This window comes from Stenotrophomonas maltophilia, assembly GCF_025642255.1.
GTDB classification, from domain to species: domain Bacteria; phylum Pseudomonadota; class Gammaproteobacteria; order Xanthomonadales; family Xanthomonadaceae; genus Stenotrophomonas; species Stenotrophomonas maltophilia_P.
On the sequence record NZ_CP106759.1, the window covers coordinates 2491040 to 2503103 of the forward strand.

The following is a 12064-nucleotide window of genomic DNA, read 5'->3' on the forward strand; positions in this document are numbered from 1 at the left end:
AGGCGGACGTGGAGAAGGGCTTTCACGACCTAGTGAAATGGGTGGTAGGGACTGCATTTGTAGCGGTTAGCATGGCACTTACTATCATGACGTTCGTGCTCAACAACGCTGTCCCCAAGACTTCAGCTGCCATTTCAGCACCACAAGCAGCACCAGTCCCATCTCCGATCATCATTCAGATCCCTGCACCGCCTCAAGCGGAATACCAAAGGCAGGTCGCTGGGCCGAAGGATGGGCCCGAAGAACCCCGCTAGGGCGATGTGCTCTACGCCTTGCGAATCTCGGCCAGGATGTTCTTGAGCGTGGGCTTGTCTGCATCAGTAGCGACCGGAGCCACCCCCTGTGAGTCCTTACCTGCGAGCAAGGCGTTCGTGCGCCGCTGTTCTAGGATGAGCTGCTTGAGCAGCCCCTTGATTCCAAAAACGGCGAACGGCACCAGCACCCAGAGGATCGCCAGCAGCATCGCGAACAAGAGCAGGATCAAGCTGATACCGCCTGTGAAAGGTCCATACGGTTCCATCATTTTCCTTCAAGAGTTCAGCCCGGTTGGCTGGGACTGAGAGTATCAACCCCCATTGGCACGCGAACGCTGTGATTAGCGGCGCCCACAGGCGAAGGTGAACGCGTTCATAAATATATTAGGTTAAACCTATTGACCACATATTAGGTTTCTCCTAATTTTTATCTCCGCGCCGCCCATGAAGCCCCATCCCGGGGCCGGCGGCAGGAGACCTCCATGCAGCGCCGCAAACGGCCCCTGTGGGCACTCATCCTCAGCATCTATGCCATCGGCGCCCTCGCTCTCGGCGCGGGCGTTGGCTACGGCCAGCGCCTCTTCGGGCAGGGGTGCTGACCCATGGCCGCACTCACCATCACCAGCCGCGGCACTGCCCGCGCCGAAGCGCGGCCTGCCGCCGGGACCATTGTCGTCAAGGTCGGCAATGAAGCCCTGATGAGCCTGACCTCGGCCGAAGCGCGTGACCTGGCCGAGCACCTGGCCGTCTGCGCCGACGCGATCGACGAAGGCGCGACGGAAGTCGCCGCCATCGCCCGCGCCACGTCGCTGGCCCTCCGGCAGGCGGAGGCCTCGTGAGCGCCGTCATCGTCTGCCACTCCCCCGCCGAGCGCGCGGCTGCCGCCGCCGGCATCGTCGCCCGCGCCGGGCGCCGCTGGGGCCTCCTCCCCTATCAGGTCGTCGTCGCGGCCAGCATCGCCGCCAATGCCGTCCTGCGGCACGGCCAGAGCGCTGCAGGCGCAGTCGCCGCCGCCCGCCGCGCAGCGCGCGCGCAGGCAGGTGCTGCATGAGCGCCCCTGTCGATGTGCTGGCTGTCCTTCGCTACAACGCGAGGGAAGCGACGAACAAGTGGGGGCCGGACAACCAGGACGCCGCCACTCTGTCAGCAGTCGCCGAGCTGATCGAGGCGGACAAGGATTACGACGATGCTCTTGCCGCCTTCGCGGCTGGGCCGTTCCCAAATCTGACACCAGATTCGATAGACGAGTGGGCCGACGAATGGGCTCGGGTCGCACAGCGCGCTGACCTTCAGGATCGACTGGAATCGGCCAAGACACGCCGAGCCGCCGCCCTCGCCCGCGTCAAAGGCGGTGCCGCATGAGCCGCAGCGGATACAGCGACGACTGCGACACCTGGCCGCTGATCTGCTGGCGCGGCGCGGTTTCTTCCGCGTTGCGCGGCAAGCGCGGGCAGCAGTTCCTGATCGAGCTTCGCGATGCGCTCGACGCAATGCCAGAAAAGCGCCTCATCGCAGAACAGCTGCAGGACAGCACAGGCTGCCACTGCACGCTGGGGGTGATCGGCGCCAAGCGCGGATTGGACATGACCGGCCTCGACCCCAACGACCGGGAGGCCGTGAGCAAGGCGTTTGGCATCGCCGAAGCGATGGCGGCTGAGATCGTTTACGAGAACGACGGCGAGTGGCGCTGGGACAACGAAACGCCGGAGCAGCGATGGACTCGCATGCGGGCATGGGTAGAGCGCCACATCACTGCAGATGGTGCCCCGTGACTGACCACGACTTCTTCGCCGCCATGGCCGTCGGCATCCCGCCCATCACCCCGCCTGTCGGCCGGGCGCCCGCGCCGGCCGAGCCCGTCGCCGAACCGGAGACCGAGTAATGCGCCACCTCATCCTGCCCTTCTTCTGCGCCGTCGTCGTCGGCCTCCTGCTCGCCCTGCTCGTGTGCGCCCTGCGCACCGATGCCGACAGCTTCGCCCTCGGCGCCTCCATCGGTATCGGCTTCTTCGCCTGGCGCGGGTTCGAGGACACGAGACGCGCGTGGCCCCTGATGCGCGCCGACCGCGAGCGAGCCGCAGAACGGCGGCGGCGCGAAGCGCAGCGGAACCGCCACCCGGTCACCGACGACCTGCACTGAGCCCCTGCCCTGCGCTCGCCCCCTGTAGCGCAGGGATCCCGGCCGGCCGGGGTCCACCTGCCGGCAACCCATTCCCTATCCGAGATCCGCCATGACTAGCACCGTCGTTGTCGATTTCTCCAAAGAACCCGAGTTCCCCAAGAAGCCCTCTGGGGAAACCCCGAAAGTCGAGCTGGTACGCGAACAGCTGGCCTCCTACGTCGAGGGCTACCAGCTGGCGCGAAAGGCCACACCAGCCCGCATCGTCCTGCAGGCCAGCGACTTCAAGCACTGCCTGCGTCGGATCCTCGCGCGCATGCAGAAACCGCACCGCGACCAGGCCAAGGCCGCATGGCAGGAACGCCGAAAGGCTGGTTCGAAGGAGAAGTGGCGCGACGCCAAGCCCGAGCCGATCACCGCCGCTGACCTGACCTGGGCCGGCATCCCCATCGAAAGCGTCGGCTACAGCCGTCACCGCGCCGTCGACAAGTCCTGATCTGGAGATCCCATGTTCTTTCGCAACCTGACCATGTTCCGCTTCCCCGTCGCAACCGACTTCTCCGAGATCGCGACGCTGCTGCCGCATGTCGTTCTCAAGCCGGTTGGGGCCATCGAAATGAACTCGCGGGGCTTCGTATCGCCTTTCGGCCGCGAGGAGACGGAACAGCTGTTCCACGGCATCGGCGACTGGCTGTGGCTCACCATTGGTGCTCAGGACAAGATCCTGCCGGCATCCGTGGTCGCCGATCGGCTCGAGGAGAAGCTCGCTGCCATCGCGAGCGGCGAAGGCCGCAGGCCAGGTGGTCGCGAACGCAAGCGCTTGAAGGACGACCTCCTGCATGAGCTGCTGCCGACAGCCATGGTGAAGTCCAGCCGGCATGATGTGTTTCTGGACACGGCCCGCGGCGTTGCGTTCGTGGACACCAGCAGCCGTAAGGCCGGCGAGTACGTCATGTCCGACATTCGGGGCCTGCTCGGCAGCTTCCCGGCAATGCCGCTGAACGCCGAAGTCGCGCCGCGTTCGATCCTGACCGGCTGGATCGCCGGCGAACCGCTGCCGACCGGGCTCAGCCTGGGCGAAGAGTGCGAGATGAAGGATCCGGTGGAGGGCGGCGCGGTGGTCAAGTGCCAGCACCAGGAACTGCGCTGCGACGAGATCGACAAGCACCTGGACGCCGGCAAGCAGGTGACCAAGCTGGCGCTGATCTTCGAAGACAACCTGTCCTTCGTCATCGGCGACGACCTGATCGTGCGCAAGCTGAAGTTCCTCGACGGCGCCCTGGACCAGCTCGAGCATGCCGACGAGGAGGGCCGTCGCGCCGAGTTCGACGCACGGTTCGCACTGCAGATCGGCGAGGTTGGTCGAGTTTTCGACGTGGTTTCCGATGCCTTCCGCATCAGTTCCGCAGACTGAGGGTCAGCCCATGAACACCACGATGGCAGGCGGCGCCCATGATCGCCTCGACGCACAGATCGCCGAAGCGCTCTTCGGCCAGCCGGGCATGAGCAAGATGGACGTAGCCAACCGCGTGCGCGAGCTGCGCGGGGATGGGCCGGCGCTGCTGGTGGATGGGCCGACCGGTGGGAGCGCGAGGCTGGGGGATTCCCTGCCGCCGCTGCCGTGCACCCATTACAACGCGTGCGGCGACGGAAGCGAGCCGCTGTACACCTCTGAGCAGATGCGGGACTACGCTCTCTCCGCCCAGCCTCAGTACATCACCGATGCCTACGAGTTGGGGATGCGTGACGGGGAGGCCCTCTCCGCCCAGCCCTCCCCGGGTGGTCAGGGGGATGCACACGATATAGAAGACCCGTGCGATGTGATTACCCGTGCAGCTCAGAAGCTATCGGCAGCAGGACAGCCGCGCATAGCCGATCGTCTCGTTAGGGCACGGACAGAGGTGGAAAGGCTGCAAGCGGCGTATCTCACCGCCCGCCAGCCGGTGGGGGTGCCGGTGGTTGCTGCGCATCGCTATATCCAACGCTACCAATCGGCGGAGCATTCGACATGGCTCAACGGCGATGCGGACGAGACCTACGTCGACGCAGAGCGACAGGGATTGGGCCGAATCGAGCGCGCCTACGCAGCCCCGCCCGCGCAGGCCGTGGACCTGGAGCAGTCGATCCCTTTGGAGTTGACCCCTGTCGCTGCAGCACTGAAGCGGTTCGACGAGTGCGCGGAGGACTGCGGCAGCGAAGGCTGCGACATCGGCCGCGCCTGGTTCGATGCGCTGACCACCATGGGCTTGCTGAAGCGCACACAGCGCTCTCCTGCCGTATGGACGATGACAGCTGAAGGCGAGCGCCTGCTGGCCCTCATCGACGGCAAGGCGGTGGTCAAATGAGCAGCATCACCTGGGGCGTCTGCAGCAAGCAGCGCAACGTCACAGTGTTCTGCATGACTTGCCGTGAGGTGTCCAACCTGCATGCGCCGGTGGTCGAGGCGCTGGAACTGAAGATGGCAGCCGAGGCCAGCCATGTGTGCCCCGGCGCGCCGCACCCGTTGGCCGTTGCTGTCGCATCAGGAGACGCATTCGCGACCAGCATCCACGTACGGCCGGCCTTCGACCTGGCCACGCCGGACGAGAAGAAACGCCAGCGGGTGGAGATCGATGCGGACATTGCACGCTTCGAAGCAGCAGGCGGCAAGGTCCAGCTGCTGGCGCTGGGGGTGGCGGCATGACCTCCGCCTCACTGGAAGCGGGAGTAGTCTTCTTCGTCGACCCCAACGAACGTCCGGAAGCGGTTCGCATACTCGATGCTGAGGCTCCTGAAGAATCTCAGGTGCTCGTCGAAGAGCTGGAAGTCATCAGGCCGCCCTTTGTAGGAGAAGCGATAGTTCTGTCCAATGAACTGGCGTGGGCTTTCTACGACACGGCCCTGCATGCGATACGCAATGTCTCTCATGGTCCCGCTGTGACCGATCAACGTAGCGAGATCGGGGCCGAGATCATCAGGCAGATCGTGTATTCGCCCAAGGACGCTCTCGGACTGCGGCACCACCGAGAACTTTGCGTCGTCCAGAACCTCTGTGAGCAGATCGCGGTCTTCGATGAGGACCTGTCCATCGACCACCCGCACAGCTCTAGCCATTGGCGCAAGCATCGCGTTAAGTCGCGCCGGCAAGCTCGACACCTCGTGCAAGAGCAGGCGCCCGAGTATCTCCGCGTTCGCTCGCTGTTGCGCCAGCACTTGGTCGCTCTGCTGCTTGGCTATGCCCTTGGCATCCTCCGCGATTTCGGCCGCCCGTTTGGACGTCCGATTCGCTACCGAAGCAACCCATATTGTGCCGGCAGCGGCGCCAAATCCGACCACGACGGCAGCCCAATCGGCCCAGTTCCCCACATCCGCAGCCAGCGGACAGATTTCGATAGCCATAAACCCTCCCTGTTAAGGCGGATTCTGCCACGGCAAAACCTGATGAAGGGAGCGCCCCATGGCTGACCAGCTGCTCACCGCTGCACAGGCCAAGCACACCGCGCGGGTGTTCATCACCGAATGCCGTGCCCGCCGGAACGCCCACGGGTGGTGGTTCGCCTTCAATTCCGCCCAGCGTGCCCGGCGCCGCGCCGAATCCTTCGCTCCGCCGCCGGCCGCGCCAGCATGGCCGGCACAACTGGATCTGTTCGTATGACCGCAACCCTGCCCGTCTCCCCGGCCTCCGCCGTCGAAGCCACCAAGGCGTCGTCACCCGTCGCCGCGGTCATCGCCGCGATGCGCCGCATCGATCCGGCCGGCGGCCCCGTGGCCGCTGACCTGGTGCACGCATGGGCCGAGACCCTACTGACCGAGCTGTACTCCGCCACCCCGGTGCGCTGGGAGTACCGCCACAAGACTGACCACGCCCCGGGCTGCTGGATGCAGGCCGACGCTGGCCATGTGTACGGCGGCCACCAGCGCGGGCTCGTCGTGCGCGCTCTGTTCGAGACGCCGCGCGTAATCCAGCCCGAGAAGATCCACCACTTCGAGCGGCGCGTATGCGTCCGCTGCGGCGAGAGTGAGGACTGGGCTGGCCCGGACTGCTTCCCGCCCGACAAGCCGGTCGACCCGCGCACCCTGCTCCCATTCGACCCCGCCTGGCTGATCCAGCCACTGCAATGGCTCAGGGATGCGCCGGCCAATCTCAACGTCTACGACCGCCGCCACCGTGCATCGCAAGCGGCCTTCCTTCTGGAAAAGCTGCAGGCCCACATCGAGGAGTGCAAGAAGCCATGACTCAGGAACATATCAGCCACCCGGAAGGGTTGCCGAACTGCGCCGCCGGCCATCGCGCGCGCCACATCCACGACAAGCGCTGCGCCTCCGCTGGCGGCGGCCACCTGATCGAGTGCGCCTGCAGGTCGACCAGCAAGCATGCCGACCCCGACAAGGCCATCGCAGCGTGGCGCCGGCTCAATCGGCCCGAGCGCAGCGCGCGCCAGGCAGCGGTGACTGCTGCGACCGACAACGTCCTGCAGTTCCAGCTCGGCCTGGCCGAGCGCAAACCCAAAACCCAGCGCGCGGCGCTGGCGTCGTTCTGAAGGAGGGAGTTATGGGAGCTGCCGAGAACATTCCATTTGAGCTGCGGGCGATTGGTGCCGAAGAAGTTGGCTCCCTGCTTGGCCTGGCTGCGCGAACGGTGCTGGAGACCGTCGCGTGCAGGCCGGACTTCCCCGTCCGGATCAGTATGCGCCCGGCCACGTGGATCGCCGGAGAGGTGCTGGCGTGGCGACAAGCTAACCGAGCCGGTCAGCCAGCTCGTCTGCGTCGGTCTGGTAGTAAATCAAGAGGCTCTTCAGGTCACGGTGGCCAATGACCCGAGCCAGCTCCATCACGTCCAACTTCTTCGACAGCCGCCAGATTGCCTCCGCACGGCTGTCGTGGAAGTGCAGGTTCTCGATCTGAGCGGCATCCCGCGCCCTGCGGAAGAGGGTGTCGCGGGTTCCGGGGTCCAGATTGAACACGCTGTCCGCGTCCTGCGGCAGCAGGCCGATGATCTCCCTCGCACGAGCTGACATTGGCACACGGCGCACGTCGCCGTTTTTAGTCTTCGGCAAGGTCACGGATTTGGCCGACACGTCAGGCCACTTCATGCCCAGGATCTCGCCAGCGCGCATGGCCGTTTCCAATGCGAACAGGAAGCACAGTGCGACTCGATGCTGGGCGGTCTCCGGCACACCGCCGTCATATCCAAGCGCCAGCGTCAGCCTGTCAATCTCTTCCTGCGCAACGCGGCGCTTCCGGCTGGCCGGTGCCTGTGGCCGGTCCACGTCCTTGATCGGGTCGCTGTTCAGCCAGCCCCAGTCCTTCCTGCAGCACTTGAAGACGGACTGCAGCAGGTTCATCTCGCGTCGGACGGATGCCGGCGCCACTTGGGATAGGCGTCGCTGGCGCCATTCGGCCAGGTGGATAGGTCTCAATGCCGGCAAGCGCACGAGCGCCAATGGATCCCGCTCCAGCAAACCCAGCCGGGCCAGCTCCCACCGCGCGCCCTTGTGCTTTGGCGCCACCTCGTTGCCATAGCGCCGCAGGGCGTCCTTGACGGTATTCTCTGGCAGGCGGGCGCCGGTCAGCTCCGCCTCGCGCATGAGCGCCCACTGCACGGCCTGGGCCTTAGTGGGGAGAGTGTTCGACTCGCGTCGACCGTCCTTGTAGATCTCTGCACGCCAAGAGGTGCCGCGTCGTTGGATAGATGCCATGGCGCCAATGTTCGGCGTAATTCTGGCGTAACGCTATCGGGCAGACGCGGGCCAGAACGGGGTTAGGGCCATCCTTGCAGCGCGCGCAAGCCATTGAATCCGTTGCATATAGATGCTACTCGGGATTGAGCGGGATTGAGCGGGAAACCTGCCGCAGTGCCTTTCACCGGCACCATGCATCAAAGGCCAGGTCCACGACCTGGCCTTCTGCATTTCCGGCCCGTCACCTGCGTCGCCCCTCCCGCGCGGCGACCGCCCAGCGCCGCCGCCGTGCGCGCCGCAGCTGACAACGTTGCCAGCAGGCCAACGCTGCGGAATTCTTGCAAGGCGCATGCGCATCTGCCTATCGTGACTGGCCGTACCTGGGGGCGGGGGAATGCATGACGTTGCCGGCTGCACTGTTTTTTCTGGTCACGCATGCATTCGTCGTCGGCCTGGCAGGCCCTGGAGATCCGGTGGGTTCGTTCCTGATGTCGAGCGCCGCGCCGCTGCTGGCGGCCATGGCATGCGTGCGCCGTGCGCGTGACAGCCACGCCGCCTGCAAATGGAGGACCTTCGCTTTCGCCGTCAGCCTGTTTCCGGTCGCACTGCTGCCACTGCTGTTTCCAGGCATCACCGATGCCTGGCCGGCGCAGGTCGCACTGACATCGTTGATCCTCTACGTGTTCTATCGCATCCCGCTGACCTACGTGGCCGCCAGCGCCGACAGCCGGAACCGCCATGTCCGCAGCGTCGACCTGTCGATCATCGGTCTGCTCTGGCTGCTGTACTACACGCACGCGCAATCGACTGCGCAGCTGGATACCGCGCTGTGGACGCATGGCCTGAACCCCATCAGCACCACGCAGAACAGCCTGCTGTTCAGCTTCGCGCTGATCCGCTACCTGGCCGAGGACAACGCAGATCGCCGCGACTTCTTCCGCACCCTCACCCTGTTCCTGCTCGGCTACTTCCTGATCGAGCAGTACGTCAGCCGGTATCGGCCGCAGACCCCGGACGGCGGATGGGCAGATCTGCTCATCAGCGGCCTGTTCCTGCTGCTGGCGGTGATCGCCGGCAGTCCGCGGCGCAGGACCGCGCCGCCTGTACCGCGCAACCTGCGGCGTTTCGTCGAGGCCAGCGTGCCGTTGATGCTGCCGCTTCTGCTGATGCTGGTCGCATTGCTGATGGCGCGCACGAACCAGACGATGGCAACGGTGGGCTTCATCGGCGCCATGCTGGGCTATGCACTGCGCAGCGTGCTGAGCCAGGTGGACATCCAGCGCCAGCGCGACGAGCTGGCAGCGCTGGCCCGGCGTGATCCGCTGACCGGGCTGGGCAACCGCCGCAGTTTCGATGAATCGCTGCCCGGTGCCCAACGGCGCGCGCGGCGCCAGGGCCTGGGCCTGGCGGTGCTGATGATCGACATCGACCACTTCAAGCGCCTCAACGATACCTACGGGCACCCGGAGGGCGATCGCCGCCTGCAGGCGGTGGCCGCGATCATCGATGGCTGCCTGCAGCGCGGTGACGACCTGCTCGCCCGCTACGGCGGCGAGGAATTCATCGCTGCGTTGCCTTCCTCCGACGTGGCCCATGCGATGGCCATGGGCGAGCGCATCCGCGTGGCGGTCGAAGACGCCGCGCTGCCGTCCGGCCCGTCCAGCGTAACCGTCAGCATCGGCGTGGCATGGTTGGCTGCCGATGCTCGGCAGGAACCGGACAGCGTGGTCGAACGTGCGGACCAGGCCCTGTACCGGGCCAAGCGCGCGGGCCGCAACTGCGTCCGCGGCGAGGCTTTGCCGGAACGTACAGCGGCCCCTGCCCTGCGCGCCTAGACCACGCGCAGGGTCGGCACGCCATGCTGCAGGGCAGCGCCGCCCGCCGCCCCCTGCACACGAAATCCGGCGACGGTCTGCAGCAGGTGGGCCGACTGTTCTTCCATGCTGCGCGCCGCGGCAGACGCTTCCTCGACCAGCGCCGCGTTCTGCTGGGTTCCCTGGTCGATCAGGTCCACCGCGTGGTTCATCTGCTGGATGTCATCGCTCTGCTGCTGCGACGCGCTGCTGATCTCGGTGACCAGGTCACTGACCCTGCGCACGTTGAGCACGATCTCGTCCATCGTGCGGCCAGCACTTTCCACCTGCGCCGTGCCCGCACCGACATTGGCCACCGATGCGTCGATCAGCTGCTTGATCTCCTTGGCGGCGCTGGCCGAGCGCTGCGAAAGTTCGCGGATCTCGGTGGCGACGACCGCGAACCCGCGGCCGTGCTCGCCGGCACGGGCCGCCTCCACGGCAGCGTTCAGCGCCAGGATGTTGGTCTGGAATGCGATGCCGTCAATCACCCCGATGATGTCGACGATGCGACGCGAGGAGGCGTTGATCAAGGCCATCGTCGCCACCACCTCGTGCACCACGCTGCCGCCACGCGCAGCCACCTCCGCTGCGCCGCCGGCCAGCTGGCTTGCCTGGCGCGCATTGGCCGCCGTGCGCTGCACCGTATCGGCCAGGCCCTTCATGGACACGGCGGTTTCTTCCAGCGAGGCCGCCTGCTGTTCGGTGCGCTGCGACAGGTCGCTGTTGCCCTGCGCGATTTCGGTCGCGCCGACCGCGATGGTATCGGCAGCGAACTTGATCTGGCCGATGATGCCCGCCATGGCTTCGACCAGCGCGTTGACGCCATCGCACAGCTCGGCGATGGGGCCACTCTTGTCGGCAATGGCGACGGTTCGGGTCAGGTCGCCCTGCTTGGCCGCCGCCACGACCTCCCGGGTCTGCGCCACCGCACGCTGCATGGCCTGGTTCTCATGCACCTGCGCGGTGATGTCGGTAGCGTATTTGACGACCTTGAAGGGCCTGCCGTTGCCATCCAGGATGGGGTTGTAGGAGGCCTGGATCCAGATCTCGCGGCCGCCCTTGCCGAGCCGCCGGTACTGCCCGGCGTCGTACTCGCCGCGCCCGAGCTTTTCCCAGAACCGGCGGTACTCGAGGCTGCCGCGAAGCTCGGGCTCCACGAACAGCGCATGGTGTTGGCCGCGCACTTCTTCCAGGCTGTAGCCGGTGGCGGCGAGGAAGTTGGCGTTCGCCGAGAGAATGTGCCCGTCCAGGCTGAACTCGATCACCGCCTGCGACTTGTCGATGGCGGCAAGCTGCCCCGCCGAGTCGGCGGCCTGCAGCTTCTGCGCGGTGATGTCGGTCGCGAACTTGACGACCTTGAAGGGCCGGCCCTGCGGGTCCAGCACCGGGTTGTAGGAGGCCTGGATCCAGATTTCGCGCCCGCCCTTGCCCAGCCGTCGGTACTGTCCGGCGTCGAACTCGCCACGTCCCAGCCGGGCCCAGAAGTCCCGATATTCGGCGCTGGACGCCTGATCGGGATCGACGAACAGCGAATGATGCCGGCCCTGGATTTCGTCCAGACGATAACCCACCGCCTGCAGGAAGTTGTCGTTGGCCTGCAGGATGGTGCCATCCAGATCGAATTCGATCACCGCCTGCACGCGATGCAGTGCGGCCACCTGGGCGGCCAGCTCGGCATGACCGCGGTCGGTGTCGACCCTGCCGGGCCGAGGCTGTCCCGCCAGCGCCCCCAGCAGGGAACGCAACGGCGACCAACGGGTGTGCAGCTCGGCCGGCGCCTGCGCGCCCGCCGTGAGGCCTGGAATGAGCATTGTCTGATCCTCGGTGTCCGGTAAGCGGCTGCGATCCGTCAAGCGGGATGCCCGACGGCAACATCAATTGCTTGGACTACAGGTGCCGGCAGGCACCTCTCGAGCAACGGGCAAGAACATCTGGGGGCGGGTGCGATCGGTATCCGGGAGCGGCGGAACACACTGCGCGGGCCGCCCGACGGGGCAGCCTGGGGTCCTGCAGCGGGTGACGGGAGCGGGATCCAGTGAGGTTATCGGCACCTCCGTTCCGGGCTTTAGGCCCCTCCGCAGCGGGCCCTGTCCAGCCCCCTCCCCCTGCAGCGCCTGACGGGCCCCTAGATGCAGCCTGCAACGAAAAGGTTGCCATGACCATCGGGGCTGTCGGC

General features: G+C 66.1%; 17 protein-coding genes. 13 read left to right on the top strand and 4 right to left on the bottom strand.

Annotated features, from left to right (window positions below):
- Positions 1 to 265 precede the first annotated feature (265 nt).
- On the bottom strand, positions 266 to 484 hold the full coding sequence (locus N8888_RS11435; RefSeq protein ID WP_263174849.1) for a hypothetical protein: 219 nt from the start codon (positions 482 to 484) through the stop codon (positions 266 to 268).
- A 372-nt stretch (positions 485 to 856) separates the two neighbouring features.
- Here N8888_RS11435 and N8888_RS11440 point away from each other — a divergent pair, with 372 nt between their 5' ends.
- The 9 genes from N8888_RS11440 to N8888_RS11480 all read left to right on the top strand — a co-directional run bounded on the left by N8888_RS11440 (position 857) and on the right by N8888_RS11480 (position 5055).
- The gene (locus N8888_RS11440) at positions 857 to 1093 is read left to right on the top strand and encodes a hypothetical protein (RefSeq protein ID WP_263174850.1); all 237 of its coding nucleotides are present in this window, start codon (positions 857 to 859) and stop codon (positions 1091 to 1093) included.
- Complete coding sequence (locus N8888_RS11445) at positions 1090 to 1305, top strand: hypothetical protein (protein ID WP_263174852.1); 216 nt, start codon at positions 1090 to 1092, stop codon at positions 1303 to 1305. Before N8888_RS11440 ends, N8888_RS11445 begins: the two co-directional genes overlap by 4 nt.
- Complete coding sequence (locus N8888_RS11450; protein ID WP_263174854.1) at positions 1302 to 1616, top strand: hypothetical protein; 315 nt, start codon at positions 1302 to 1304, stop codon at positions 1614 to 1616. Before N8888_RS11445 ends, N8888_RS11450 begins: the two co-directional genes overlap by 4 nt.
- Positions 1613 to 2026, top strand: coding sequence for a hypothetical protein (locus N8888_RS11455; RefSeq protein ID WP_263174856.1), 414 nt, complete (start codon positions 1613 to 1615; stop codon positions 2024 to 2026). Before N8888_RS11450 ends, N8888_RS11455 begins: the two co-directional genes overlap by 4 nt.
- A 109-nt stretch (positions 2027 to 2135) precedes the next feature.
- Positions 2136 to 2393, top strand: coding sequence for a hypothetical protein (locus tag N8888_RS11460; RefSeq protein WP_263174858.1), 258 nt, complete (start codon positions 2136 to 2138; stop codon positions 2391 to 2393).
- Between the two features lie 91 nt (positions 2394 to 2484).
- A complete protein-coding gene (locus N8888_RS11465) occupies positions 2485 to 2868 on the top strand; it encodes a hypothetical protein (protein ID WP_263174860.1) in 384 nt (127 codons plus the stop codon).
- 12 nt (positions 2869 to 2880) lie between these two features.
- Complete coding sequence (locus tag N8888_RS11470) at positions 2881 to 3786, top strand: recombination-associated protein RdgC (protein ID WP_263174862.1); 906 nt, start codon at positions 2881 to 2883, stop codon at positions 3784 to 3786.
- A gap of 10 nt (positions 3787 to 3796) precedes the next feature.
- On the top strand, positions 3797 to 4717 hold the full coding sequence (locus N8888_RS11475) for a hypothetical protein (RefSeq protein ID WP_263174863.1): 921 nt from the start codon (positions 3797 to 3799) through the stop codon (positions 4715 to 4717).
- Positions 4714 to 5055, top strand: a complete 342-nt coding sequence (locus N8888_RS11480) for a hypothetical protein (RefSeq protein ID WP_263174865.1) — start codon at positions 4714 to 4716, stop codon at positions 5053 to 5055. Before N8888_RS11475 ends, N8888_RS11480 begins: the two co-directional genes overlap by 4 nt.
- A gap of 8 nt (positions 5056 to 5063) precedes the next feature.
- Here the strand turns inward: N8888_RS11480 and N8888_RS11485 are convergent, their stop codons facing one another.
- Complete coding sequence (locus N8888_RS11485; protein WP_263174866.1) at positions 5064 to 5750, bottom strand: hypothetical protein; 687 nt, start codon at positions 5748 to 5750, stop codon at positions 5064 to 5066.
- Between the two features lie 58 nt (positions 5751 to 5808).
- Here N8888_RS11485 and N8888_RS11490 point away from each other — a divergent pair, with 58 nt between their 5' ends.
- Genes N8888_RS11490 through N8888_RS11500 form a run of 3 tightly spaced genes read left to right on the top strand, consistent with a single transcriptional unit; the run spans position 5809 to position 6892 of the window.
- Positions 5809 to 6006: a hypothetical protein gene (locus N8888_RS11490; protein WP_263174867.1), complete on the top strand. Its 198-nt coding sequence runs from the start codon at positions 5809 to 5811 to the stop codon at positions 6004 to 6006.
- Positions 6003 to 6587 (top strand): hypothetical protein, encoded by a 585-nt coding sequence (locus N8888_RS11495; protein ID WP_263174869.1) that lies wholly within the window; start codon positions 6003 to 6005, stop codon positions 6585 to 6587. The genes N8888_RS11490 and N8888_RS11495 overlap by 4 nt, the downstream gene beginning before the upstream one ends.
- Positions 6584 to 6892: a hypothetical protein gene (locus tag N8888_RS11500; protein ID WP_263174871.1), complete on the top strand. Its 309-nt coding sequence runs from the start codon at positions 6584 to 6586 to the stop codon at positions 6890 to 6892. Before N8888_RS11495 ends, N8888_RS11500 begins: the two co-directional genes overlap by 4 nt.
- Positions 6893 to 7087: 195 nt before the next feature.
- Here the strand turns inward: N8888_RS11500 and N8888_RS11505 are convergent, their stop codons facing one another.
- Entirely contained in the window at positions 7088 to 8050 is a 963-nt protein-coding gene (locus tag N8888_RS11505; protein WP_263174873.1) for a tyrosine-type recombinase/integrase, read from the bottom strand.
- A gap of 380 nt (positions 8051 to 8430) precedes the next feature.
- On the opposite strand from N8888_RS11505, the gene N8888_RS11510 reads away from it, so the two are divergent.
- Positions 8431 to 9867 carry a GGDEF domain-containing protein gene (locus N8888_RS11510; protein WP_197601000.1) on the top strand — a complete coding sequence of 479 codons (1437 nt, stop codon included), beginning with the start codon at positions 8431 to 8433 and terminating at the stop codon, positions 9865 to 9867.
- Here N8888_RS11510 and N8888_RS11515 read toward each other — a convergent pair.
- A complete protein-coding gene (locus N8888_RS11515) occupies positions 9864 to 11699 on the bottom strand; it encodes a methyl-accepting chemotaxis protein (RefSeq protein ID WP_065182732.1) in 1836 nt (611 codons plus the stop codon). The genes N8888_RS11510 and N8888_RS11515 overlap by 4 nt on opposite strands.
- Positions 11700 to 12064 lie beyond the last annotated feature (365 nt).